The 25,817-nt window shown below is 39.9% G+C and carries 20 protein-coding genes; 8 read left to right on the top strand and 12 right to left on the bottom strand.

Going from position 1 to position 25,817, the window contains the following annotated elements; translation table 11 throughout:
* Positions 1 to 246: 246 nt before the first annotated feature.
* From thrC to KG708_RS14945, 4 genes are all read right to left on the bottom strand, one after another.
* On the bottom strand, positions 247 to 1,530 hold the full coding sequence (thrC, locus tag KG708_RS14960) for a threonine synthase (RefSeq protein ID WP_213611034.1): 1,284 nt from the start codon (positions 1,528 to 1,530) through the stop codon (positions 247 to 249).
* 11 nt (positions 1,531 to 1,541) lie between these two features.
* A complete protein-coding gene (gene thrB / locus KG708_RS14955; protein WP_213611033.1) occupies positions 1,542 to 2,477 on the bottom strand; it encodes a homoserine kinase in 936 nt (311 codons plus the stop codon).
* Positions 2,478 to 2,486: 9 nt separating this feature from the next.
* Positions 2,487 to 4,904 (bottom strand): bifunctional aspartate kinase/homoserine dehydrogenase I, encoded by a 2,418-nt coding sequence (gene thrA, locus KG708_RS14950; RefSeq protein ID WP_213611031.1) that lies wholly within the window; start codon positions 4,902 to 4,904, stop codon positions 2,487 to 2,489.
* A gap of 230 nt (positions 4,905 to 5,134) precedes the next feature.
* Positions 5,135 to 5,503, bottom strand: a complete 369-nt coding sequence (locus KG708_RS14945) for a response regulator (protein ID WP_213611029.1) — start codon at positions 5,501 to 5,503, stop codon at positions 5,135 to 5,137.
* A 376-nt stretch (positions 5,504 to 5,879) separates the two neighbouring features.
* Here KG708_RS14945 and KG708_RS14940 point away from each other — a divergent pair, with 376 nt between their 5' ends.
* Entirely contained in the window at positions 5,880 to 7,646 is a 1,767-nt protein-coding gene (locus KG708_RS14940; RefSeq protein ID WP_213611021.1) for an ATP-binding protein, read from the top strand.
* Positions 7,647 to 7,719: 73 nt separating this feature from the next.
* The gene (rdgC, locus tag KG708_RS14935) at positions 7,720 to 8,631 is read left to right on the top strand and encodes a recombination-associated protein RdgC (protein WP_213611019.1); all 912 of its coding nucleotides are present in this window, start codon (positions 7,720 to 7,722) and stop codon (positions 8,629 to 8,631) included.
* Between the two features lie 66 nt (positions 8,632 to 8,697).
* Here the strand turns inward: rdgC and KG708_RS14930 are convergent, their stop codons facing one another.
* A complete protein-coding gene (locus KG708_RS14930; RefSeq protein ID WP_213611017.1) occupies positions 8,698 to 9,537 on the bottom strand; it encodes an HDOD domain-containing protein in 840 nt (279 codons plus the stop codon).
* A gap of 275 nt (positions 9,538 to 9,812) precedes the next feature.
* On the opposite strand from KG708_RS14930, the gene KG708_RS14925 reads away from it, so the two are divergent.
* The gene (locus KG708_RS14925; RefSeq protein WP_213611015.1) at positions 9,813 to 11,513 is read left to right on the top strand and encodes a Zn-dependent hydrolase; all 1,701 of its coding nucleotides are present in this window, start codon (positions 9,813 to 9,815) and stop codon (positions 11,511 to 11,513) included.
* 64 nt (positions 11,514 to 11,577) lie between these two features.
* On the opposite strand, the gene KG708_RS14920 is transcribed toward KG708_RS14925, so the two are convergent.
* The gene (locus KG708_RS14920) at positions 11,578 to 12,108 is read right to left on the bottom strand and encodes a hypothetical protein (RefSeq protein WP_213611013.1); all 531 of its coding nucleotides are present in this window, start codon (positions 12,106 to 12,108) and stop codon (positions 11,578 to 11,580) included.
* Positions 12,109 to 12,129: 21 nt separating this feature from the next.
* Complete coding sequence (locus KG708_RS14915; RefSeq protein ID WP_213611011.1) at positions 12,130 to 12,537, bottom strand: HIT domain-containing protein; 408 nt, start codon at positions 12,535 to 12,537, stop codon at positions 12,130 to 12,132.
* Positions 12,538 to 12,644: 107 nt separating this feature from the next.
* Between KG708_RS14915 and KG708_RS14910 the strand changes: the two genes are divergently transcribed.
* Entirely contained in the window at positions 12,645 to 14,870 is a 2,226-nt protein-coding gene (locus KG708_RS14910; protein WP_213611009.1) for a DPP IV N-terminal domain-containing protein, read from the top strand.
* A gap of 273 nt (positions 14,871 to 15,143) precedes the next feature.
* Entirely contained in the window at positions 15,144 to 16,781 is a 1,638-nt protein-coding gene (locus KG708_RS14905) for a methyl-accepting chemotaxis protein (RefSeq protein ID WP_213611006.1), read from the top strand.
* An 80-nt stretch (positions 16,782 to 16,861) separates the two neighbouring features.
* Here the strand turns inward: KG708_RS14905 and KG708_RS14900 are convergent, their stop codons facing one another.
* From KG708_RS14900 to KG708_RS14890, 3 genes are all read right to left on the bottom strand, one after another.
* Complete coding sequence (locus tag KG708_RS14900) at positions 16,862 to 18,397, bottom strand: leucyl aminopeptidase family protein (protein ID WP_213611004.1); 1,536 nt, start codon at positions 18,395 to 18,397, stop codon at positions 16,862 to 16,864.
* 110 nt (positions 18,398 to 18,507) lie between these two features.
* Positions 18,508 to 19,563 (bottom strand): DNA polymerase IV, encoded by a 1,056-nt coding sequence (gene dinB / locus KG708_RS14895; RefSeq protein WP_213611002.1) that lies wholly within the window; start codon positions 19,561 to 19,563, stop codon positions 18,508 to 18,510.
* Positions 19,564 to 19,635: 72 nt separating this feature from the next.
* Positions 19,636 to 19,812, bottom strand: coding sequence for a hypothetical protein (locus KG708_RS14890; RefSeq protein WP_213610996.1), 177 nt, complete (start codon positions 19,810 to 19,812; stop codon positions 19,636 to 19,638).
* Between the two features lie 136 nt (positions 19,813 to 19,948).
* On the opposite strand from KG708_RS14890, the gene KG708_RS14885 reads away from it, so the two are divergent.
* From KG708_RS14885 to KG708_RS14875, 3 genes are all read left to right on the top strand, one after another.
* A complete protein-coding gene (locus KG708_RS14885; RefSeq protein ID WP_213610995.1) occupies positions 19,949 to 20,380 on the top strand; it encodes a thioesterase family protein in 432 nt (143 codons plus the stop codon).
* A gap of 12 nt (positions 20,381 to 20,392) precedes the next feature.
* On the top strand, positions 20,393 to 21,445 hold the full coding sequence (locus KG708_RS14880; protein ID WP_213610994.1) for an aldo/keto reductase: 1,053 nt from the start codon (positions 20,393 to 20,395) through the stop codon (positions 21,443 to 21,445).
* Positions 21,446 to 21,564: 119 nt separating this feature from the next.
* Positions 21,565 to 22,500 carry an ABC transporter substrate-binding protein gene (locus tag KG708_RS14875; protein WP_213610993.1) on the top strand — a complete coding sequence of 312 codons (936 nt, stop codon included), beginning with the start codon at positions 21,565 to 21,567 and terminating at the stop codon, positions 22,498 to 22,500.
* Here KG708_RS14875 and KG708_RS14870 read toward each other — a convergent pair.
* Positions 22,433 to 23,053, bottom strand: coding sequence for a fumarylacetoacetate hydrolase family protein (locus KG708_RS14870; RefSeq protein WP_213610992.1), 621 nt, complete (start codon positions 23,051 to 23,053; stop codon positions 22,433 to 22,435). The two genes, KG708_RS14875 and KG708_RS14870, sit on opposite strands and share 68 nt — an antisense overlap.
* A 231-nt stretch (positions 23,054 to 23,284) precedes the next feature.
* A complete protein-coding gene (locus KG708_RS14865; RefSeq protein WP_213610990.1) occupies positions 23,285 to 25,801 on the bottom strand; it encodes an exo 1,3/1,4-beta-D-glucan glucohydrolase in 2,517 nt (838 codons plus the stop codon).
* Positions 25,802 to 25,817 lie beyond the last annotated feature (16 nt).

Genomic DNA, 25,817 nt, shown 5'->3' with positions numbered 1-25,817 from the left:
ATGGGTATTTTTTAGAGGCTTTATTGTACGCTTAAAACGACGTTTTGCCTACGCTCTTAAGTTGAGGATATTTAAACAGGGATTGAAACTATTTCACAGCATTTTGATGATGATATTTTTTTATAAACTAATAACAATTTTAAATGAATTTTATTTACTACATTTATATAGCTTATGCGTTATGTCTAAAGCGATGCATAAATAAACAAAAAAAGCGGCCTAAGCCGCTTTTATTATCTGCCTTTTTTAGGCAAGCTTTTTAAACAACTCTGTACGCAAAATATCATAATCGTTGTGCATATCAGTGGCTAAACACAGCTTTGCTAATGCATCGGCTAACGGCTTTGGCATATCTAATTCAACATTAAGGATATCCTCAACGCTGTCTTTAAATTTGGCCGGATGCGCAGTCGCTAAAAAAATCCCCACAGCATCTGCCGCCTTATTTTCTACAAGACCTTGGTAAGCAATTGCGGTGTGAGGCTCTGCAATATAGCCAAGCTGTTGAATTTTTTTCATCACTGTTTGTGTTTGCTGCTCATCAACACTCACCGAATAAAAGTTATCATAACTAAACCAGTTATTATCTAACATTGATTGCACACGTGGCCAGTTATTAGGTTTACTCACATCCATTGCATTTGAAAGCGATTCAATTGTCGCATTAGGCGTCCAATTTTTATCAAGCATAAAGCGCGGTACTGTGTCGTTTTGGTTTGTAGTCGCACTTAGTTTACCAACTGGCATACCAATAACAGCGCCAATCATAGCCGCACACACATTACCAAAGTTACCACTGGGTACTGAAATATGCGCTGTAGCACGCTTTTCTTTTGGCAGTTGGGCAATGGCTTCAAAGTAATAACACACCTGCGCGACTAACCGGCTAATGTTAATTGAATTTGCTGAGTTTAAACCTAACTTCGATTTTAGCTCTTCATCTAAAAATGATTTTTTAACCAACTCTTGGCAATCATCAAAACTACCCTCAATCGCATAACAGTGAATATTGTCACCAAGCGTTGTAAATAACTTTTGCTGCGCTAATGAAATTTTACCTTTAGGGTATAAAATAACGACATCAATATTGGGCTTGTTATAAAAAGCATGCGCTACGGCAGCTCCGGTATCACCCGATGTTGCAGTTAAAATAGTGACTTTTTCACCTTGATTAAATTGCGCCAAGCACTCGGCCATAAAACGGCCACCAAAATCTTTAAATGCCAGTGTTGGGCCGTGAAATAACTCTAAGCAATAGGTATTATCTTCAACTTCCACCAACTTAACCGGAAAATTAAACGCATTCTTAACCATCTGGGCAACAGTATCACTTGGTAGCTCGTCACCAATAAGGTGCGATAGAATTTTGCCACTGCGAGTAACAAAGTCCATATCTAGTAATGCATCAACATCACTTAATGGCGCTAACGACTCTGGAAAAAACACACCTTGATTACGCCCCAGTCCTGTTTTTACAGCTTCAACAAACGACACTTTTTGTGAATATTCTTTTAAATTATGTAATTGCATGATTCTTTATCCTATAAAACATTTAATTGACGCGTGCCGTCGTTATCTAATTTACAAATATGGCAAAAACCTTGCTCGTTGATGTAATTTTCCTCTAGCCACTGCGCGCATTGCTCTGCCGCTTCAAGCGTTTTACATACACTAAACAAGGTCGGCCCTGCGCCTGAAATACTCACAACTTCAGCACCCAGTGCTGGTAAGCTTGCTTTAGCATCACTAAAGCCGCTTATAAGTGGCGCACGGTATGGCTCTGCTATTTCGTCTTTCATAATGCTTAATGCATCATCAAAACGCCCTGTTAACAGTAAGCTACTAAACGCCGATAAGCGCTGAGCAAACTCAACCCCCGCATGCATACTGAGCGCTTTTGGTAAAACAGAACGCGCCTTCGCAGTATTGAGCGAAAAACCCGGAAATGCAGCAACGTAATACCAGTTTTCATCGACAGGTAAAGCAATAGATTTATCAGGAATTAAATCACCGGTTAGCTGTAAGCCGCCTAAGTAACACGGTGTGATGTTATCGTAATGGCGCCCCCCACTTACAACGGCTTCAAAATCAGCCATAAGTTCAATAAGCTCTACTTGGCTTAAATTAGTTTTGGCAAATTTATCCAGTGCTGCAAATGTCGCCACCACAGAGCAGGCACTTGAGCCTAATCCCGAACCAATCGGCAAGTTTTTCCTAAGCTCGAGCTTTACCGCAGGCATATCAGGCGCAACTTGTTTACGAAAATGCACTAAACACTGATACGCTAAATTTTCTTGCGCATCACTAGGTAGCTTATGTGCATAGTCGCCTGTACAAATAAATTCATCACTCGATGCGGCACTCACAACCGCCACATCACCTAATAAACCGCCATCAATGGGCGCTAGTGCGGCGCCCAGCGCATCAAAGCCAACGGCAAAATTACCAATAGACGCCGGTGCATATACTTCAATCATGACTGACTCCTAGCGAGATAATGTTTTTAAGATGTCTGCAAATACACCCGCAGCCGTTACTGCAGAGCCAGCCCCATAACCACGAATTACAAACGGACGCGGTTGGTAGTATTGGCTTAAAATAGCCAGTGCATTTTCACCATCACGAATAACATTCAATGCATGTGATGAATCCACGGCTTCGATTCCGACCTTACAGTGACCATTTTTAATTGTGCCTACGTAGCGAAGTACTTTACCTTCACTTGCTGCACTTTGCACACGGTCGTTAAAACCAGCATCTAAGCTAGGTAATTTCGCCATAAACTGCTCAACGTTGTCACCTTGGGCAAAACTTGGCGGTAAAACCGACTCCACTTCAATATCACTAAGCTCTAATTTCATACCGGCTTCGCGTGCGATGATCAGTAATTTACGTGCTACGTCAGTTCCCGATAAGTCATCGCGCGGATCGGGCTCTGTAAACCCGCTTTCTTTGGCTTTAATTGTTGCTTCAGAAAGTGATAAACCATCTTCTAGTGCACCAAACATGTATGAAAGCGAGCCTGATAAAATACCACTAAACTCAAGTAACTCATCACCTGCACCAAACAACGATTGCAAGTTATCAATTACAGGTAAACCTGCACCTACGTTAGTTTCGTATAAAAACTTACGATTATTTTTATGTGTTGCTGCAATTAAATCTTGGTAATACGTATATGAGCTCGTGGTGGCTTTTTTATTGGCAGCCACGACATGAAAACCTGCATTTAAAAAATCTACATATTGTGCAGCTAAGGCATCTGATGAAGTACAGTCAACTAGCACTGGATTAACTAAATGATTTTGCTTAACAAACTGCTCGACCAGTTTTAAATCAAACGCTTGCTCTGACTGCGCCAGTTTTTGCTGCCAATCATCAAACGCAATCCCCTCACCATCAAGGTGTAATTGACGAGAGTTGGCAACACCATATAGGTTTAATTTAATATTACGCTTTTCAAGCCATGCTTGTTGACGCTCAAGTTGGTTAATTAGCTCTTGGCCGACTAAGCCACAGCCCAATAAAAACACATCAATTGAAGGAACATGAGTGAAAAAGTTTTCATGACAAATTTTAACCGCGTCATTACATAATTCACCGTCAATAACGGCTGAAATAGCACTTTCTGTTGAATCTTGCGCTATAGCAACAATGTTTACTTGCGCTTGTGCAAGCGATGCAAAAAACTTAGCCGCTAACCCCTTATGGGCACGCATGTTATCACCGACTAACGTTACTATTGCTAAATTACGTTGCACATTTACCGGCTCAATGAGCCCCGCTTTTGACTCTAAGTCAAAGGCTACTTGCAACGCACTTAACGCTAGATTTAAATCGCTTTCATGCACACAAAAACTAATGCTAAATTCACATGATGACTGGGTAATGAGTACAATTGATACGTTATCATGTGCCAATGCATTAAATACTTTCGATGCCATGCCTACTTTACCTTTCATGCCTGGGCCTGAAACGGTCAGCATAGCTAAATTTTGTAGGCTTGAGAGTGCTTTTACTGGTTCATCAGATACCGTATCGTTACTAATTAGTGAGCCTTGCGCATCTGGGTTATGAGTGTTTTTAATTTCGCATGGCACCCCTGCTTTTGCACACGGTAGGATAGTTTTAGGGTGCAATACTTTAGCGCCAAAATAAGAAAGTTCCATCGCTTCTTTATAAGATAGGAAATCAACCTTAGTGGCTTTTTTGATATAACGCGGATCGGCGCTGTATACACCATCAACGTCAGTCCATATTTGGCACACTTGCGCCTCTAAACACGCCGCAGCAATCGCCGCCGAGTAGTCAGACCCATTACGACCAAGCGTTGTGAGCTCCCCTTCATCATTACTTGCAGTAAAGCCCGGCATAATATAAACCGTTGCTGGCGATTCTTTTAACACTGCTTGAAAACGTGCTTTACTGGCCACTAAATCCGCTTCTGCGTCTATGTATCCGCCGGTTGAAACAATACAATCTGTTGCTTGTAAATAATGCGCGTTATGATCGGCTAATAGGCTTTGCATTAGCGATACGCTAACACGCTCACCAAAGCTAATAATGAATGCTCTGACCTGATCAGGGCAGCACTTTATCAGGGCAATACCATCAAGCTTATTTTTAAGTTCGTTAAAGTCAGGCCAGTTTTGAACTGCTCCTTGCTTTTCCTCTACCGCCGCTTTAAGCGTGTTGCATCGGCTAGTCAGTGAATCCCATTGTTCGCTAAAGTCATGCCCCTGCTCTGCAGTACTAGCTAAATTAACTAACGAGTCAGTCATGCCACCTGGGGCTGACAGTACCAGTAACATTTCATCTTTTAATTGTGCCTTAGCGAGTGCAGCAACTTGCTCTAAACAGGCAAAATCAGCGAGCGATGAGCCGCCAAATTTTAATACGCGCATTTTTTATGTTTCCTCATTCCATAAAACGAAAAAAGGCCTGTGTTCTAAGTGAACACAGGCCTTTAAATTTGTTGCACCGACCTATGCCACTATCCAGTAAGAATGGTGGTTGTAATAATAATGGTCGTTACAAGACTAAATGTTTTCATAAGCTTAAGACTGCCTTAACACAGGCTATTCTGTCAACCCTAAATTAGAAGATAAAACAGTCTTTTTCATCATGAATTTTATTAATAAATGCCAAACTTATGCAAAACCGCACTCAGTTGCGTTTTATTAATTGGTTTATGAATAAAATCAATTGCGCCTAGTTGCGCGACACGTGCTTGCATTTTTTGTTGGATATCAGCAGAAATTACCAATACATAGGATTCTATTTTATTTGCTTTAACTTGCTCAAGCACTTCAATGCCGTCCACTTCTGGCATGGTTAAATCTAGACAAACAAGATCAAAGTGCTCTTGATGCAATAACGCTAACGCTTCTTTACCGTTAGTTGCTTGCTGAATATCAGCATCGATACTCTCGTTTAAACAGCGCATTACCTGTTTGCGAGCGACGGTGGAATCATCACAGACTAAAATAGAAAAACGCATCATAATGACTCACTGATTAACCTCATACAAAACACCTAAACCCACTGTAAAATTAGTTGGTTGCCCAATCCGCAACAGTCAAAAGTATAACCAAATTAGCAATGAGCAGACTATTTATTGTAACTTTTATTAACGTTATCAATAAAATGCTTAATTGCACAATACAAATCAGTAAATTAACTACTCTCAAATAAAAACAACCTACCAAAACCAACGGTACTCAAATAGAAACCCAATTGATATATGAACAGAATGATTGCTTATTTAACAACGCTAAATAGCAATATTATAAAATATATGTTTATTTTTAATCATTTATTAACTAATGTTTATAAACGAACATTAACAGTTGAATAATTTAAGGAAATATAAGCCTCTCATGCCGCAAAAAAGTCTTTCAACAAAGTTGCTTACTCGGGTTTTATCAGTTTACTTTATACTGACCTTTGTTGTGACCTGCGGACAAATTTTCGCAGAGTACGTCAATACCAAAGATTATATACGCGATGAGCTTGGTACATTACAAAAAACATTTGGCAGAAGCTTAACCCGAGCAATTTGGGAGCTTAATACAAAACAAACTATAACCACCGCAGAAGGGTTACTCGACATACCTATGGTAGAGGGGGTAATTATTCGTGATGACAACGGCGCTATTATTTCGCAACTAGGCCGCGCACTCAATATTCATAATCTTTACAGCCAGCAACTTGTGCAAGAAGATGTAATCGTTGAAGACACCAAAGCCGGTTTATTTGGCTATACATTCCCCCTTATTTTTGAGTTTTCAGGTCGGGCTACTCAAGTTGGCGACGTTACCTTGTTCTCTAGTCGTGATGTTATTTTTAGCCGTATTATGCTCTCAATTTATTTTTTAATTGGTAACGCCATGATTAAAACTACCTTTTTAATCATTTTATTCTTAATTGCGTTTAGAAAGCTGCTCACAGAGCCTCTTACTCAGCTAACTGAGCAAATTGAATACCTAGAATTAGAAGAGCTTGATGGTCAACAAGTTAAAATTGTCAGCGATGAAAATAATGAACTAAAAGTAATGGAACGCTCTTTTAATAATCTAATCTCTAAAGTTGTTGAGTATAAAAAAGAGTTAAAACAAACCCAGCATGACCTAATTGAAAGTAATCAAAAGCTTGATCAACAAAATTTACAGCTTGAACAAGATGTTGCGCGTAAAACATCAAATTTAAGCCAAGCCATGATCGATCTACAGCAACAAAAATATGAACTAGAACGACAAAAAGCAGTATTAACAGAAGAAGTCGATTTACGAAAGCAAACCGAACAACAACTGTTAAGCAAACAAACTCAGCTGCAAAGCTCGCTAGATGAATTAAGCTTTGCGCAAGAGCAACTGGTTGGCTCAGAGAAAATGGCGGTATTAGGCGGTTTAGTCGCTGGGATCACGCATGAAATAAATACCCCTATTGGTATTGGCGTTACCGCCACCTCATTTTTACAAGAACGGTTAACTGAAATAGAAACGGCGTATAAAAATAAAACGTTGTCTTCAGCTGCGTTAGAGGGATTTATTAATGATGCAGCACAAAGCGCTCAACTGCTTTCTCACAACTTAGAGCGTGCCTCAGATTTAATAACCAGCTTTAAACAAATTGCGGTAGATCAGGCCAGTGAAGCCCTAAGAACAATTAACTTTAAAGACTACATCAACGAAGTTATTCGCTCTTTGCACCCACAAATTAAAAAAACAGCCCATAGCATTGTCCTGCATTGCCCAGATGATTTAATTATTAACCTACCTGCAGGGGTGATCAGCCAAATATTTACTAACTTAATTATGAATTCATTACTGCATGGTTTTGAAAATATAAACAGTGGACAAATTACCATAGAGGTAAATATCGATGAAGACGACTTAGTTATTAATTACCAAGACAACGGCATAGGTTTAAAGCCGGCTCAACTAAAGCATTTGTTCGACCCATTTTTTACCACTAAACGCGATAAAGGTGGCAGCGGTTTAGGCGCCCATATTATTTTCAACTTAGTAAAACAAACACTCAATGGCAAAATTGAAGCCAGTAGTGAACCGAATCAAGGATTACATTATCGAATTTCGTTCCCTAAAAACATACCATCTCCACTGCCGCTTTTTAAGCAAGATTAGATAATAAAAGCCGTTTCTAGAAGCGGCTTTTATTGCTATGATTGCACAAATTTTTTAAATGGATCATTCCCCTATGTGGTTTAGTAACCTTATATGTTATCGCTTTAAACAAGACATTTCGTACACTCAAGAAGACTTTGACAAAGCATTAGAACAGGATCTATTTCGTCCGTGCACAGGGCAAGAATTAGCAACATTTGGCTGGACAAAAGCATTAGGCAAGCATGGTGAAACCCTTTCTCATTTTTCACAAAAAAGTATTTTAGTATGCGCAAAACGCGAAGAGAAAGTATTACCTGCGTCAGTAATAAATGAACTAGTCGCTGAGAAAGTTGATCAGATTGAAGCCGAAGAAAATCGTCCGGTAAAGAAAAAAGAAAAAGATGAATTAAAAGAAAACATCTTACATACCCTATTGCCGCAAGCATTTAAAAAATCGAGCCTGCAGTTTGCGTTCATAGACCAAGAAAATGGTTGGGTAGTAGTTAATAGCGCAAGCTTTAATAAAGCAGAGGAACTACTTGCTCTATTACGTAAATCATTAGGCACGTTACCCGTTGTTCCTGCATTTGCTAATTATGATTTAGATGTATTTTTAACTGATTGGCTTACTCACTTTAGTACACCAGAGGGGTTTGCGATTGGTTCTGACGCTGAATTAGAAGAAGCAGATGACAGTGGTGCTCAAGTAAAACTTAAAGGCCATGATTTATCATGTGATGAAGTAAAGTCACACCTTGAAAGTGGTAAGCGCGTCACTAAGCTTGCCCTTGATTGGCAAGAGCGCGTTAAATTTATGCTACAAAACGATGGCTCAATTAAACGTTTAAGCTATTCAGAAACACTTAAAGAAGAAAATGCCGATATTCCTAAAGAAGATATGGCGGTTAAACTAGATGCTGATTTTATTCTTGCATCTGAAGAAATTAAGCAATTGCTAGAAGAGCTTACACAGGGCTTAGGTGATGCTGACGATTTAGCGTAAAAGCTTTATTAAATAGTATTAAAAATATAAGCACGATATTAATCGTGCTTTTTATTGTTCAAAAATTTAACTAAACATTTCTTTTACGTCTTCAACCATATGCAAATACTCTTCACTCTCTAACATTTCTAATGAAGGAAATATGCCTTTATCAATATACGTTTGCAGCGCTGCTGACTTATCAGATACTTGCAGTGTTCCTTCAAGTATTGCGCCAATGCGAATAAAGTCGATATAACTCACCTCAGTAGAACGGTAGTTAGCATCAGCCCAATGTTGAGAAACGTCTATGAACACATCTGGAAATTCCCACGCTTTCATGATTGAACCACCAATTTTACCACTTAAACGTTGAATTGCGTGGGCTAAAAAGCTGGGATTTGCAAACACTTCAGGGTGTCGCTCTGCCTCAGTTAAAATAGGTAATACCCCAATATTGTAAACTAATGAGGCTAATGTAATGGCATCGCGATTAAGCGATGTGTGAGTATTGTTTTTTAAATAAAGCTCCGTTAAAGCAATAGAGTGTGAAGCAACACTGAGCGTTTTTTGCCACGCTTTTGCCATATAACCTTTTATTAGCTCATTATCAGAAACAAATAATTGCTCCATTGCCATGGCCGTTGCTATATTTTTTATTTGCCTTAAACCAATACGGGTCACCGCTTGATGTAAATTAGATACTTTTACAGAGCGGCCCATAATGGCACTATTTGCAACTTTGATCATCCGCGCAGACAATGCAGGGTCATGTGCTATTGCATCAGACATCTGCATCAAACTAACATCTGGGTTATCAGCAGCTTGGCGAACCTTAATCGCCACTTCAGGTAACGTTGGCAACACCAGTGTGTCGTTGTTAATTCTGTCAACTAAAATAGTCAGTAAGGCATTTTCTGTAGACATGTAATATCCCTTTGCTTATTGACCTACACTTTTATAGTAAGTCTTAAATTGTTAATTATTTCAAAGCTTAGTAGTGTTAAACATATACCCAAAGCAGAAAAATTTGTAGATAATTATTGATTATTTACCAGTACTCCCCTCACTCTAACGCCTAATACTTGCTATTTGCTAGTATGTTTTGCTTTAATGCAAGCATGCTAAGGAATATTAATACTCATCATCTCCTTAATTTACAGTAGACACGCTATAAAATTGAATTTTAAATAGGCAACATAATGATTTTAAATAAAATTAGCCAAGCAATCTTGCTCTCTGGCGTCATTCTTCTTAGTGCCTGCTCTGAGCAAGCACCGACTTCAAGTAGTACAGCACAAAACTCAGCATCTACGGCTTCTCAAACACCTTCTGGGCCTGCTCTTGTTAATATTGACCGTCAACGTTTAGACATATACACAGATTTTAGTTTAAAAAGCGACTTGTCACACTTATCTGATAACCAAAAAGCCATGGTTGCCAAGCTTATTGATGCTTCAAAAATTATGGACGATTTATTTTGGAAACAAGCATTTGGTAAAGATAAACAAGACTTTTTAGCACAATTAGATGATGAAAAAGTACGGAAATTTGCTGATATTAACTACGGCCCTTGGGATCGTTTAAATGGTGATGAGGTATTTTTATCTGGCTATAAAGAAAAACCACTTGGTGCCGGTTTTTACCCAGCCGACATTACCAAAGAAGAGCTTAATAACGCTGATGTAAAAGATAAAACAGGGCTTTACTCACTCATTAAACGTGATGAGTTAGGTAATTTATACAGCACGCCTTATTCAGAAGAATATGCCGTAGAACTTGCTCAAGCAGCTGAGTTACTTAGAGAAGCCAGCAAATTAGCTGACGACAAAGAATTTGCCAACTACCTAAACTTACGAGCTGATGCAATACAAAACGATGATTTCCAAGCCTCTGACTTCGCTTGGATGGATATGAAAAATAACCCAATTGATGTAGTTATTGGCCCAATTGAAAACTACGAAGACCAATTATTTGGTTACCGTGCCGCCTATGAATCGTATGTACTAATTAAAGATTTAAAATGGAGCGAACGCCTGGCTAAATTTGCTGCCTTTTTACCTGAGCTGCAAAAAGGCTTACCTGTTGATAGCAAGTACAAGCAAGAAGTACCAGGATCAGATGCTGACTTAAATGCCTACGATGTTGTTTATTATGCTGGGCACTCAAATGCCGGCAGCAAAACCATTGCGATAAACTTACCCAATGATGAGCAAGTACAGCTAGAAAAAGGCACACGTCGCTTACAACTTAAAAATGCAATGCGTGCGAAGTTTGATAAAATTTTAGTCCCTATCGCAGAGCAGTTAATTGTGCCAGAGCAACGTAAACACATTACCTTTGATGCATTTTTTGCTAACACTATGTTCCATGAAGTGGCTCACGGTTTAGGAATTAAAAATACTATTACCGGCAAAGGTACCGTTCGCCAATCTCTACAAGAGCATGCTAGCGCCTTAGAAGAAGGTAAAGCAGATATTCTTGGTCTGTACATGGTTGAACAGTTACTTAAAAAAGGGGAAATCACTGAAGGAACGTTAGAAGATTACTACACCACCTTTATGGCGGGTATTTTCCGCTCTGTGCGTTTCGGTGCATCAAGTGCACATGGTAAAGCAAACATGATCCGCTTTAACTTTTTTGCTCAAGAAGGTGCCTTCTCTAAAAATGAAGACGGCTTGTATAGCATCAACATGGATAAAATGGGCGATGCTATGGCAAAGTTATCACGCCTTATTTTAACTCTGCAAGGTGATGGTGATTACGAAAAAGTAGATCAACTGATTGCCACTCATGGCGACATTAAAGCGGAACTAGCTAAAGATTTAGAAAAGTTAAGCAAAGCGAACATCCCTGTAGATGTGACCTTCAAACAAGGCAAAGATGTGCTTGGCCTTAATTAATATGCGCTAAATTAGTTCACATAAAAAAAAGCGTTACACTGTAACGCTTTTTTTATTATTTGAATTATTTGTCATTCATCACTTTACGTACAACCGGCTCAAGGCTTGCCATTCCCCACTGCTTGCCTGTTTCAATTGCAGACTCAATATCAGCGCCTTGCTGATGGGCTGAAATAGCCATTAGCGCACCAACACGATTACTGCTCGCACAATGAACAACCACTGACTCACCTTCAAGTTCTTCTAAAAGGCTAGCTAATCGTTTTGCATTGTCGATGTTTACATCTTGTGCACCTGCAATAGGAATTGCGTGATAGCTCATTCCTAAAGAATTGACTAATGCCCCTTCATCCCAGTCTTGCTCATCTGCTGCACGTAAATTAATAACATGCTTAACATTAGCTTGTGACAATTGCTTAAACTGCGCATCACTGGGCTGCGCTGCTGAAAAAACTAAGTTGTTATGTGCTGCAAAGTTTTTAATATTAGCGTTATTTACCACATCTATAGCTACTGGCTGCTCGCCCGCTATCACTGCTGACACTGCAACAGCTGCAATAAATACACTTGTACAGAGTTGTTTGATTAATTTCATACTATCCCCTAAAGTCACTCATTATGGTTTTGAAAAATGCGCTTTTAATTGCTCTATCTGCTCATTAGTATAAGGCACACTCGGAAACTTGCCCCATACCGGCGCAGGCCATGCAATATCTGTTTTAAAACGCGCGATATGATGAATATGTAGTTGTGGCACCATATTCCCTAATGCAGCTACATTTAACTTATCAGGATTAAATACCTCGACTAACAAATGACTGAGTTTCGCTGACTCGTGTAAATAAGTAATTTGTTGCTGCTCGGTTAAATCAATAATCTCTTTTAAGCCCGCTATTCTGGGGACCAATACAAACCAAGGATATTGGCTGTCGTTTAATAGTAACACCTTACAAAGTGGCCAATCAGCCAGTTCAATACAATCTCTTTTCAGTTCAGGTGCTAAGATAAATGATGTTTTGCTCATGTTAAAGTCCTTAGATTATTTTACCGCACACTTTATAGCATTTAGTTGCAGTTGCACACGCTTGTGCTTTACCATCGAGATAATTTTATGTAAGTAAAGGCAATCCTGTGTTAAAAAAACTAAAACACCTCTCACTGGCAATTCCCCTACTCGCGGGCGCATTAAGCGCAGAAGCTGAGCCGCTAACGCTTGAGCGTATATTTGATGATCCGAGCTTAGCAGGCAAATCTCCGGTACAACTTAAGTTTTCGCCTGATGGTAGCCGGGTTACCTACTTACAAGGTAAAACCGATGACTATAATCGCTACGATTTATGGGAATATAATTTAAAAGATAATACCAACCGGTTGCTAGTTGATTCGGCGCAGTTATTTTCAGGCCCAGAAAATCTCTCCGATGAAGAAAAAGCACGCCGCGAACGCCAACGTATTTTTGGAAAAGGTATCCTTGAATATAAATGGTCAAAAGATGGGAAAGCACTGTTATTCCCTCTTAATGGCGATCTTTATTACTATGACTTAGATGCTAAAAATAGTAAAAAGCTGACTAACACAGACGCATTTGAAACCGATGCGCGTTTTTCTCCAAAAGGAAATTTCGTATCCTTTATCCGAGAGCAAAACCTATATGCACTAGAGCTGGCTTCAGGTAAAGAAATTCAGTTAAGTAAAGATGGCGGTGGCGTAATTAAAAACGGCATGGCCGAATTTGTGGCGCAAGAAGAAATGAGCCGTATGACCGGTTATTGGTGGGCAAATGATGAATCTAAAATCGCCTTTACTCGCGTTGATGAAAGCCCTGTTCAAGAAGCGATTCGTAACGAAATTTATGCTGATGAAGTAAAACTATTTAACCAGCGTTATCCATTTACTGGCACCAATAATGTTGACATTCAACTTGGGGTGGTAAAGCTTAATGATCAAGCAGTTGACTGGATTGACTTAGGCGACGATAAAGATATTTATATTGCCCGCGCTAAGTGGCTAAACGACAGCAATACGCTCTCTTATCAATGGCAAAACCGCTCGCAACATAGCTTAGAATTACGTTTTTACAACACTAAAACAAAACAGCAAACCGTTGCTTTAACTGAAAAAAGTGATACCTGGATCAACTTGCATTTTGACCTTGAATTTTTAAAAGATAAAAAGCATTTTGTATGGGCCTCAGAGCGAGATGGATTTAAGCACCTTTATTTATATCGTAATAACGGCCAACTTATCCGCCAGATTACCGCAGGTGATTGGGTCGTAGATAGCCTAAAAGGGATAGATGAAAAAAATGGCGTTGTTTACTTTGCTGCACGTAAAGATACCCCGCTAGAGAGCCATTTATACAGTGCGCCTTTATTTAAAAAAGGGGGTATGAAGCGCATTACTGAAAAAGGCCAATACCATAATGTCGTTCTAGCTAAAGATAATAAAACTTTCATTGATAATAGCTCATCGGTTAATAAGCCAAATTCAGCTGCACTGCGCAAAATTAATGGTGAGTTTATTACGTGGCTTGAAGAGAATAAGCTTGATGACTCTCACCCACTTACCCCGTATCTAACTGATTTAGCCCAGCCCGAATACGGAACAATTACCGCTGAAGACGGCCAAATTATGCATTACCGTTTATTTAAACCAGCAAATATGGCAAAGGGTAAAAAGCATCCGGTTATTGTCAACGTTTACGGTGGTCCTCATGCTCAGCGAGTAACCAATAGCTGGCGCAGTAAAAATTTATATTTTCAATACATGGCGCAACAAGGTTATGTAATTTTTCAACTTGATAACCGAGGCTCTTACAATCGCGGTAAGAAGTTTGAAGATGCGATTTATAAGCACTTAGGCGTTGTAGAGGTGGCGGATCAAATCAAAGGCGTTGAGTTTTTACGTACTCTTGATTACGTAGACCCTGCTCGCATAGGTATATACGGCCACAGCTACGGTGGTTATATGGCGCTAATGACCATGTTTAAAGCAGGCGATTACTTCAGCGCGGGTGTATCTGGTGCTCCGGTTACCGACTGGGCTCTATACGACACCCATTACACCGAGCGCTATTTGGGTCACCCAGATACTAATGCCCAAGGCTATATCGACAGTGCGGTGTTCCCATACGCTGAAGGCTTAAAAGGCCCATTAATGATTTACCATGGTATGGCCGATGACAACGTATTATTTACCCATGCCACTAAATTGTTTAAACAGCTGCAAGATAACAATCAACAGTTTGAAATGATGACTTACCCGGGCTCAAAACATAGCCTTCGCGGTAAACAAGTTCAAACTCATTTACATCAAACTATTACAAACTTCTTTAACCGTAATTTTAATACAAAGTAACTAAAACTGGGTTAATTATTCGACTAAAGGCTGATATAAGTATCAGCCTTTTTTTATGCAGATAAGCTATATTGAAACGTCAACAAACAATAATTAAATTCATTATAAGCACCCGTTAAATAAAAGTTCGGCCTATCCTTTTTATTGTATTTACGCAAACTAGTTAACAAAGAGAGTATTAAAAGTACAATATAAGGAAAATAAAACCGTATTAGCCTATATTTTAACTATGCTTATTTAAGAGAAATAATGCTCTAATACGGGAACATGCATATGCCAAACCTCCGTCGTTTTACTATATTTCAACGTTTAGCCATTTTAGTAGGGATTGTAATTTTTGGTTTAATTGTATTGAGTATTTCGAGTTTAAGTAATCAATATAAATCGCTTAAAAATGAGCAATATCTAAAAACTAAAAATGTGGTGGAAACTGCTTATAGCATCATTACACACTACGCAGCGCTTGAACAAAACCAAACACTCACTCGTGCACAAGCACAATCTCAAGCGATGGCCTCAATACGCTCATTGCGTTACGATGATACTAACTATTTTTGGATCAACAATTACCAGCCAGCCATGGTAATGCACCCAATTAAACCAGCCCTTGAAGGGAAAGATTTAACTAATAATAAAGACCCTGATGGCACCCCTTTGTTTGTTGAAATGGTTGATGTTGTTAAAAAATCCGGCGAAGGCTATGTGCCTTACAAGTGGCCAAAACCCGGCAGCGACGAACCCGTAGATAAAATTGCGTTTGTGAAAGGTTTTGATCAATGGCAATGGATCATCGGCTCGGGCGTTTACCTTGATACCATAGACAACACCTTTTCGCAGCAACGTACTATTATCGTTATCAATGTTGTGATTATGATCGTCGTTGTCGTACTTTTTAGCTACTTTATTGGTCGCAGTATTTTAACGCCAACTCGATTAGCAGCAGAAATGATGAAAGATATCTCTCAAGGTGAAGGAGATTTGACCCGCAGTCTAAATGATAGTGGTAATGATGAAATATCTCAGCTGTCGCGGTCATTTAACTTATTTGTATCCAAAATTAGAGAGTCTTTGGTGCTGGTTGCCAAAAGCGCAAACGATGTCAACGAGCATGCCCATGCAGTCGATGATTCTAGCAAAACCAGCCAATCATTCATTGAACTTCAAAACGACAGCTCAACCCAAGTAGCCGCTGCAATGGAGCAAATGACTCATCAAATTCATGATGTTAGCCGTAATGCCGAAGCTGCTGAGCAAGCCGCAAATGACGCAGCCAGTAATGCATCAACGGGTAAAAATGTGGTGTCTAAAACTATTACCGCCATTGAAACCCTCTCTAGTAATATAGAGACCGTGAGCAAAGTGACCGCCGATCTTGCTCAAGAGAGTAATAATATTGGCTCGGTACTTGATGTTATTAGAAGCATTGCTGAACAAACCAACCTCTTAGCGCTAAACGCTGCTATTGAAGCTGCAAGAGCAGGTGAACATGGAAGAGGCTTTGCGGTTGTAGCCGATGAAGTAAGAACACTTGCCAGCCGGACAGGTAAAAGCACTGATGAGATTCAAGCTATGATAGCTAAGCTGCAAGAAGGGGCTAAAGCTGCAGTTGAAGCGGTAAAATCTAGCCAAGAGATTTCTATTTCTACGGTTGAACAAGCCTCTTCAGCTAATGAATCACTTGATGAAATAGACAGGCTGGTATCGGTGATCACCGATATGAACGGCCAAATTGCTCGCGCCACAGAGCAGCAAACATCAGCCGCAGACGAGGTGAATTTAAGAATTAATGATTTATCACAATCTACAGAGCAATCATTGGGTAACACCAAAGATTTAACTCGCGCTAGCGACAAACTCAAACAAAGCAGTGTTGAGTTATCAAGCGTGGTATCGCGCTTTAAGCTTAGTTAACCTGAACTCCGGATAATAAATATCTTCCACCAATTAAAAAGCCCTGATTTTCAGGGCTTTTTAGGATTATTTATAGAAAATTATAAACAATAGCGGGCAAATAAACTGCTAACTGCCGCTGCAGTTGGTTTACCATGTTGCCAGTCGCCGCCTTCAACGCCACTACCAGCAATATCCATATGTACATAAGGAAGTGGTAAAGTAGATTCATTACCATGCTTATCTAATCCACCTACCACAGCTAAAAATGCCATAGGGAATTGATGGCCGCGCGCTGTGACAGCAGAAGCTGCATTATTACTAGAAAGCACATCGTCAGCTAAAGTGCGTGGTTTTATAAAATCATAATCTTCACGGCGTGAACGCGACACTTCAGCACCGTCAGCCCATAAATCACCACAATCAGCTAATTGGCGTGAAATATTAGCACTACGCGCGGGCCCATTTTCTACATAAGCACCATATGGTCCCATCGCGCGTGCAGCATGCCCTGTTAAAGTAGCCACTGTAAACAACGTTGGATTTATTTCGTTTTTAGCTAAATCTTTCATTTCGCTAAGTAAATCACCCATAGCTAAACGCCCTTCGGCATCGGTATTACCAATACGTACTCGCACACCTTCACGGCTAGTAATTATTTCATCAGGGACAAAACAATCTGAACCAATGGAGTTGCGTACAACCGCTAAAAAGGCAATCACTTTAACGCCTTTAGGCTGATAATCTGCTACTGCTTTCATAAATCCAGCAACCGAGGCCGCACCGCCTTTATCGCGGCTCATGCCCGCCATAAAACCACCGACTTTTAAATCTGCACCGCCCGTGTCATAGACTAAACCTTTACCAACAAACATCAGTGTTCGGGTTACTTCACCCTCAGGCACGTATTCAAGTTTAACAACGCGTGGATGATGGCGCTCTACCGCATACGATGCGCGAGCAACGGTACTTAGCATGGGGTAATGCTTATCAATGGCAGCTAAATCATCAATCACATCAACGCTCACCGCACTGTTTTCAAATAACTCAGTACAATAATCAGCAAAACGTGGGGGAGCCATGCGTTCAGGCTCGGTGCCACATAAATCACGTGCGGCATATTGCCCCGCAGCTAACGCATTGACTGCTTTAATTGTTTGCTCATTGGCATCAATTAAGCCTATTTGAGTAATAGGCTCAATACCTTGACCATGAAATTCACGCGCTTCTAGGGGTTGCCATAATGCTTGGCATGCGCCTAAGTAAGCCACTTCAAGAGCGTGTTGATAACGGCTATCCGTATTTAAAGCGGGTAAATAAATAGCAGGGTTAACACTACCTGATGCTTTTGCCTCATTAATGGCTAATTTGGCTGCATCAAAATAACGACGAACGTCATCATAATCTCTATTTAAAGGGCCTGTTGGCGCTAACACGACACGTTTACCGGCAATCACTAACAAGGTGACTTGGTTGCCGATGCGAGAGTCTACTTGGGCTTGGTCTAAAATTGCATCACGCAGTGGCTTATTTGGTAAATGAGAAAAGTCGTTGCTGATAATAATAAGTGCATCATGCGATGTACAATCTAGGCTTGCATTTACCGGCTTTGCCAGTACTGCTTTTGGATATGCCATAAAAAAGGATCCTGTTAGAAAACGTAGTCCCTATTATTATTTATTTAGCAATTTATAACCAGTGTACTGCGATAACCTGCTTACTTACTGGCAACTTGGAGTTACGCGTTTTACACATCTAAAATACTAAGCTGTAAATTATGCTCTGGTTGGTTTTTAATACCCACGCCAATTCCTAATAAGCGCACCGGTTGTTGTAATCCACGTTGATAGGCTTTGGCGAGTAACTCTTTAAAAATAGCCGTGTTTAATTGATGCGCAGCTTGATCTGCTGAGGTCACTACAAAATTAGCAAATTTAACTTTAACACTTAATTTATTAATTTTATGTTGTAGTTGCTGTTTATTTAATCGAACCACGAGTTCATCTAACAGTTGCGGTAATTGTTCAAGGCATTCATCTAGGCTGTTTTTGTTGTATTCATAAGTATGTTCCACACTCAATGACTTACGTATCCGCTCGGTCGAAACCCGCCCTATATGCTCCCCCATGCACTTTTGATATAAGGACACACCAAAATTACCCACATGCTGTTGCATCCAATTGGCACCTTTTTCACGGACATCTTGGCCTGTATATAACCCTTTTAAATTAAGCTTTTCGAGTGTGACTTTGCCCACCCCTGGAATTTTACCTAATGGTAACTGGGCTAAAAACGATTCAACCTGCTCAGGCAATATCACACACTGACCATTTGGTTTGTTTTCATCACTGGCTATTTTGGCAATAAATTTTATCGGGGCAATACCCGCAGATGCTGTAAGTCCTGTGGTATTAAAAATATCGGCACGAATTTGCTCAGCAATTAACGTTGCACTGCCTTTAAAGGCAGTACTGTGAGTTACATCTAAATAGGCTTCATCAAGCGAAAGAGGCTCTACTAGCTCAGTATAACGGTTAAAAATAGCACGAATTTGTGTGGATACTTGTTTATAAACAGCCATTCTGCCCGGCACAATAACTAAACCTGGGCACAGCTGTTTGGCATGGTAATTAGACATGGCAGAGCGCACCCCATATTCTCTGGCTATATAGTTAGCGGTAGAGAGTACACCACGGCGACTGTTACCACCAATTGCCAGCGGCACGCTTGCAAGCTTAGGATTATCACGCATTTCAACGGCTGCATAAAAGCAGTCCATGTCTATATGAATAAACTTTTTCATCACACAATAACAACTGTTTATTTATACAGCCATTATTGTAGAATCACTTTTAATTAGCAAGCACGTTGTAATCTAAAAAGAGCGTTTACTTTTCTTTGGCTTATTAAAACAATACATCCAAAATAAAACTTCTAAAGAAAAGCCTAATAAAATCAAAACAATTGCGCCTGCCTCATTACCCATAGCGTAACAAGCAAACGAAGCTATAAAAATAATGCATGCCAATGACCAATTAATTATATTCTGCATAGCGATCTCCTTGTGTGTTAATAGTTACTATAGCTATCAATTCAAAGAGGTACAATTTTAGCTCAGTTTTTTATTCCTTGAGCTCATCCGACCATGTTGCTAATCTAAACACTTTAAAACCAAGAGCTATAAATACATGGAAACGTTTAAACAACAATATCCTATTCATACCGATATCACTGTAGCGTGGGGTGATATGGATGCCCTGCAGCATGTTAATAACTGTGTTTACCTGCGTTATTTTGAGATAGCCAGAATCGATTTTTTAAATAAATTGAATTTATTTGATACTATTAACTCAAAAGCCACGGGCCCGGTGATCAGTGAAAATAATATTCGTTATAAACGTCCTGTTACCTTTCCCGACACATTAAGCATAGGTATTACTATCAGTGATATTAAATCTGACCGCTTTGTAATGAACTACAGTGTGTTTAGTCATGCGCAAAACGCGATAACCACCACCGGCATGTCAAAAGTGGTGATGTTTGACTTTAAAACAGGCCAAAAAGCCACAATCACTGAGCCATTGTTATCGGCTTTAAAAGCGAACTCTCAAACCGAATAATTAGGATTAACAATGCAGTATAGTCAGTTAGGCAGTAGTGGTGTTAGCGTTTCAAGAGTGTGTTTAGGTAGCATGACCTGGGGGGTACAAAATACCCAGCATGATGCCGACCAACAAATAGCCTATGCTTTAGAACGCGGCGTTAACTTTATTGATACGGCAGAAATGTATGCTGTTCCTCCCTCTCCCGATACCTACGGTAAAACAGAGGAAATTATAGGCAATTGGCTAGCACGTAATTCACAAAAACGAAACGACATTGTTATTGCCACCAAAATTGCCGGTAACGGACTTTCATGGATACGTGATGGCGGTGATATTACGCGCCAAGCTGTTATTGATGCGGTTGATCACTCTTTAAAGCGCCTTCAAACCGACTATATTGACTTATACCAATTACATTGGCCAAATCGTCGCACCCCTCATTTTGCTAGGCAATGGCCTGGCATGCTTAAATTTAGCCAGGTAAATGCAAAACAACACACCGCTGATATGCTTGATATTTTAGAGGGCTTAGATGCATGTGTTAAGGCAGGTAAAATTAAGCATTGTGGACTTTCTGACGATACGCCTTGGGGAATTAGCCAATTTTTAAGTTTAGCCAAAGAGCATAATTTACCAAAAATGGTGTCTATTCAGAATGAGTTTAGTTTAGCGCACGCTAAAGATTGGCCTTATTTAATAGAGCAATGTGTGCATGAAGATATTGCTTATTTACCTTGGTCACCTTTAGCTGCTGGGCTATTAACGGGTAAATACTTAAATGGAGCGCGTCCTGAAGGCTCGCGTTGGACATTTATGCAGCGTAACGGTATTTTTCGCGATACACCACAATCACAACAAGCCACTAAAGAGTATGTTGAACTTGCGCATGCACACGCTATCACCCCTGCTCAATTAGCGCTGGCTTGGTGTAATCAAGTTGATGGAGTGACGTCATCTATTATTGGTGCCACTACTATGGCGCAATTAAAAGAAGACATTGATGCGTTTGATCTAACACTGAGCGATGACGTGTTAACAGCGATTGATATCATATTTAGAAATAATCCAATGCCTTACTAATGAAATCAAGCAAAGGGTAAATGCTATTCAATAATGTTGATTCTTTGCTACTCTTTATGTTTATTTTTTAAACAGCAACGGTATAATGCGCAACAAATTTCAAGGAAGATATAGTTGTTATGTTACCTCTTCGTTTTTTATGCCTTGGCCTTTTAGTTATTTTTTCTGTCTACAGTCACGCTCTAACAGCAAAACCGATAGAGGAAATTTTATGGCTACAAAGTAAAACCCCTCCGTTTCATTTAGATGCAGATGCTTCCCAATCCGGCTTATGTGATAATTTGACTGAGCAACTCATCGCAACCATTAAAGATGTGAAACATACTCATTTGGTGCTGCCACAAAAACGCATCAATAAGTATGTTAATGAGGGAAAAAACGTCTGTTTTCCTTGTGTTATCTATAAAAGTAACACTAATAAAGCCTACACTTACTCGCTCCCTACTGCTGTGTACCCTGAGTTTAGTATTATTACTACCACTGAAAAGGCTCCCTTACTTATTAAAAAACATGGTAACCCTATTAATTTAATAAGCTTATTCGCAGATGAAAGCTATACTTATGGTCAAGCACAAGCTCGTAAATTTACTCCTCATATAAATTCAATTATTGAAAATTCCCTAACCCACAGTAATGTATCATTAACTTGGAGTAGTGATAATGAAAGTGGCGTAGTGATAGACCGGCTCAGGAACAATTCAATTGATTATTCGCTCGATTACCCTTTTATGGCAACCTACTTTAACCAACAAACACAACTTAATGATATCGTCAGTATACCTATAGCAATGGCTACAAAAACATTAATACAAGGTGCTATTGGTTGCTCAACCAGTGCGCCTAATAACTTTGCTAAAAAAGCAATTTCAAAAATAAATTTAGCATTAAAAAGCAGTATTTTAAGTTCATCAGCATATCAAAAAAGCCAGCGCTTTTGGTTAAATGAACATATTGAAAACTTTGACGCAGTTTATCATCACTATGTTCTTAATTTTGATTCACAGACCAATGATGCTCCAATAAGCACTGCTGACCAAAATAAAGAGCAACATTGAACTCTCGCCCTACACTCACCATTCCTACGCCGGCGGGGGTGCCAGTCATAATAATGTCGCCCTCTTCGAGGCTCATAAACTGATTTACCTCAGCCAATATTTGCGCAGGTTGATACAGCATAAGTTGAGTGTCACCATGTTGAACTACCTTGCCATCAATGTGTAATTCAAATATAAACGATGTCATTTCTGGTGTTAGTTCAATAAAATCACTAAAAAGCACTGAGCCATCAAATGCTTTGGCACGCTCCCATGGCAAGCCTTTTTCTTTTAAGCTGCTTTGCAAAGCGCGTTTAGTCAAATCAAGTCCGATGCCCACTCCTGCAAGCTGTTTATTTTTAACCACAAAGCATAACTCTGTTTCGTAGTGTAAAGTATCCCCATTATGGGTGGCGAGTAAGGTATTGGTGATCGCACTATTAGGTTTATTAAAAATAACCATTTGCTCAGGGTGTTCATTATTTAACTCAGCAATATGTGCACTGTAGTTGCGCCCCACACAGACTATTTTTGAAGGTTGTAAGCTCTGCGAAACTAACTTTATTTGATTCATTCACTCACCTGTTAATGACATAACGCATTTAATATTTTGGCATACTCTCAAATTATTAACGCAAAAGCGAATGCAGTTTTATCATGTTTTCGTGACTACTACTGAGCTCAATATAATCAATCACATAAAATGGAATAAAAGTAAGGAGGGACTAATTTGGTAGGTTTTTGTACTACGCTTTTAAAATAATAAGCAGGTACGCTAAATACCTGCTTATTGATAGGTTATTAACTACTTACAAGTAACACTGTCTTGCTCTGCAGCGGTTGCTGTAATAGCAAGTTTAGCTATAGATACATGCCAATCACCTTGGGTGCTTAACTGCCAAGGGGTGAACACTTTTGCTAAATCAACACCTTGCTCTGCAAAACAACTTAAGTTGATGTTTAATGTTTGCCATTGACCTGATTGTTCAAGCTGATCAGCAATATCAAATTTCCCCTGACAACTCTCGCCACAGCCCATACCAACCCATAACGGACTAGTCGCGGCTTTATCTACTTTAATCTGCATCTGTAATTGGCCACTTGTTTCAACGTATGAACGTAAGTCAGATGGAAACGCAGCGGCTAAATTAATCCCAGCAAGCGCTTGGCCATTAAAACGAATTGCACGGGCATCTTCTTGCACCTCTTTATCAAATGTTTGAATGCTCACCGCCCCCAAAGACTCGCGACTGCTCGCCACCGTTTTTTGTTGCTCACCACTTTTTAAAACCAGTGACCAAGGCGCTTTAATTGCACGCTCAAACAACACTAAATCATCGCGTTTTTCTGTCTGTAGAGAGTGTTCATCTAAATCATCTTTTAACACATTACTATCATTGTAAGTTAAACCAAAACCATAAGGTAATAACGGCTTATAATCTTCGTCATAACGGTTTTCATTATCAATAGGATTGTTAGGCCAGGAAAACGATAGTTTACCTTTAAAATCGTGATTAATTGACCCGTCTGCATTTTTGAATAAGACATCGCTAATAGCATCGCCTTCACTGCCTGGTAGCCAAATAGCAACGAATGCATCACTGGCGTTAAGCTCAGCATTAACCCACATTGGGCGACCGCTTATAAATAATGACACAACGGGAATTCCCGCATTTTTAAACTTACGTAGTAGCGCTAAGTCGCTTTTATTACCGCGCTGATATTCAAGGTTATCAATATCACCATTGCCCTCTGCGTATGGCTGCTCACCAAATACAACAATGGCAACATCAGGGCGTGCTTTGTATTCCCCTTCAACGCTCAGCGCTGCACTGCCACCAGCTTGCTCTACAGTATCTTTAATACCTGCATAAATAGAGCTGCCACCAGGGAAGTCGCTGTTTGTATTACCTGTGCCCTGCCATGTAACACTCCATCCCCCCGACTGCATGCCAATATTATCGGCACCGACACCTGCAACTAACACATTCGCTTTAGCTGATAATGGCAATAGTTGCTGCTTATTTTTAAGCAACACTAGCGACTCGCGTACAGCCTGTTTAGCCACTGCACGGTGATCGCTACTACCAATAATCTCAGTTTTCCCTGATAATGGACGCTTAGCAGGGCTTGGTTTATCAAATAACCCTGCACGCATTTTAACGCGTAAAATACGTGTTACAGCATCATTAATTCGATTTTCAGATATCACACCACTTTGCGCTTGCTTTACAAGGTTTTCATACAAAGGCTTCCACTCATCAGGTGCCATGTATACATCTAAGCCCGCATTTGCAGCTTGAGCACAGTTACTATTTGAGCACCCTTTAACTTGCCCGTGACCATTCCAATCACCGACCACAAAACCATCAAAGCCCATTTTTTCTTTAAGCACATCGGTCAGTAAATATTTACTGCCATGAATTTTTTCACCATGCCAGCTATTAAACGAAGCCATTACCGTTTGCGCCCCAGCACCCAAACCACCAACATAACCTTGAGCATGAAGCGCAAATAGTTCTTCTTCAGAAGCGATATTATCTCCCTGATCATCGCCGTTTTGTGTACCACCATCACCTAAAAAGTGTTTAACGGTACTCACTACTCGCGTATCTGACAAAAAGTCTTCATCTACAGCACCTTGTAAACCTTTAACAATGGAAGCTGAATATGCCTCAACTATTTCAGGGTCCTCAGAGTACCCTTCGTAAGTGCGGCCCCAGCGATCATCTCGCACCACAGCAACAGTAGGTGCAAATACCCAGTCAATACCGGTTACCATAACTTCGCGCGCCGTCGCTGCAGCAATTTTTTCAATCAGTGCAGGATTATTCGCAGCCCCTAAACCAATATTATGCGGAAATAAGGTCGCACCAATCACATTGTTGTGTCCATGTACTGCATCGGTCCCCCACATAGTAGGGATCGTGCTGCCATCGAGAGAGTCATCAATAGACGCTTGATACATCTTTTCTGCCAAATCAACCCAATCTTCAGGCGTTGCATGTTTATTATTATTTGGAAACGAGCCACCGCCATTTAAATAAGAGCCAAAGCCATATTTACGCATATCCTCAACTGTAATATGGCGAATTTCAGGTTGGATCATTTGCGCTATTTTTTGTTCTAGCGTCATGGTCTTTAGCATATCAGCGATTTTTTGCTCCATTTGAGCATCGCTTTTAATACCCGTTTCTATTTTTGGCCATATTTCTTTTTGGCTTGTCGCATCACCAGCACTGTTAGAAGGCTGCGAACAACCACTACTGGTTATTGCCGCTAACATCAGTGCAGTAACTGAAAAAGTTCGTTTAATAATCATAGCATTCACCTAAAAC

The organism is Pseudoalteromonas sp. (assembly GCF_018402495.1).
In the GTDB taxonomy this organism is placed as follows: Bacteria; Pseudomonadota; Gammaproteobacteria; order Enterobacterales; family Alteromonadaceae; genus Pseudoalteromonas.
The sequence above is the reverse complement of the archived record's forward strand: the minus strand, read 5'-3'. Positions and strand labels throughout refer to the sequence as shown.

Coding starts and splice junctions, on each gene's coding strand:
- KG708_RS14885 (WP_213610995.1), top strand. CDS start 19,949: ATGGAAACGTTTAAACAACAATATCCTATTCATACCGATATCACTGTA.
- KG708_RS14905 (WP_213611006.1), top strand. CDS start 15,144: ATGCCAAACCTCCGTCGTTTTACTATATTTCAACGTTTAGCCATTTTA.
- thrC (WP_213611034.1), bottom strand. CDS start 1,530: ATGCAATTACATAATTTAAAAGAATATTCACAAAAAGTGTCGTTTGTT.
- KG708_RS14925 (WP_213611015.1), top strand. CDS start 9,813: ATGATTTTAAATAAAATTAGCCAAGCAATCTTGCTCTCTGGCGTCATT.
- KG708_RS14900 (WP_213611004.1), bottom strand. CDS start 18,397: ATGGCATATCCAAAAGCAGTACTGGCAAAGCCGGTAAATGCAAGCCTA.
- rdgC (WP_213611019.1), top strand. CDS start 7,720: ATGTGGTTTAGTAACCTTATATGTTATCGCTTTAAACAAGACATTTCG.
- KG708_RS14915 (WP_213611011.1), bottom strand. CDS start 12,537: ATGAGCAAAACATCATTTATCTTAGCACCTGAACTGAAAAGAGATTGT.
- KG708_RS14940 (WP_213611021.1), top strand. CDS start 5,880: ATGCCGCAAAAAAGTCTTTCAACAAAGTTGCTTACTCGGGTTTTATCA.
- KG708_RS14930 (WP_213611017.1), bottom strand. CDS start 9,537: ATGTCTACAGAAAATGCCTTACTGACTATTTTAGTTGACAGAATTAAC.
- thrB (WP_213611033.1), bottom strand. CDS start 2,477: ATGATTGAAGTATATGCACCGGCGTCTATTGGTAATTTTGCCGTTGGC.
- dinB (WP_213611002.1), bottom strand. CDS start 19,563: ATGAAAAAGTTTATTCATATAGACATGGACTGCTTTTATGCAGCCGTT.
- KG708_RS14865 (WP_213610990.1), bottom strand. CDS start 25,801: ATGATTATTAAACGAACTTTTTCAGTTACTGCACTGATGTTAGCGGCA.
- KG708_RS14890 (WP_213610996.1), bottom strand. CDS start 19,812: ATGCAGAATATAATTAATTGGTCATTGGCATGCATTATTTTTATAGCT.
- thrA (WP_213611031.1), bottom strand. CDS start 4,904: ATGCGCGTATTAAAATTTGGCGGCTCATCGCTCGCTGATTTTGCCTGT.
- KG708_RS14875 (WP_213610993.1), top strand. CDS start 21,565: ATGTTACCTCTTCGTTTTTTATGCCTTGGCCTTTTAGTTATTTTTTCT.
- KG708_RS14945 (WP_213611029.1), bottom strand. CDS start 5,503: ATGATGCGTTTTTCTATTTTAGTCTGTGATGATTCCACCGTCGCTCGC.
- KG708_RS14870 (WP_213610992.1), bottom strand. CDS start 23,053: ATGAATCAAATAAAGTTAGTTTCGCAGAGCTTACAACCTTCAAAAATA.
- KG708_RS14920 (WP_213611013.1), bottom strand. CDS start 12,108: ATGAAATTAATCAAACAACTCTGTACAAGTGTATTTATTGCAGCTGTT.
- KG708_RS14880 (WP_213610994.1), top strand. CDS start 20,393: ATGCAGTATAGTCAGTTAGGCAGTAGTGGTGTTAGCGTTTCAAGAGTG.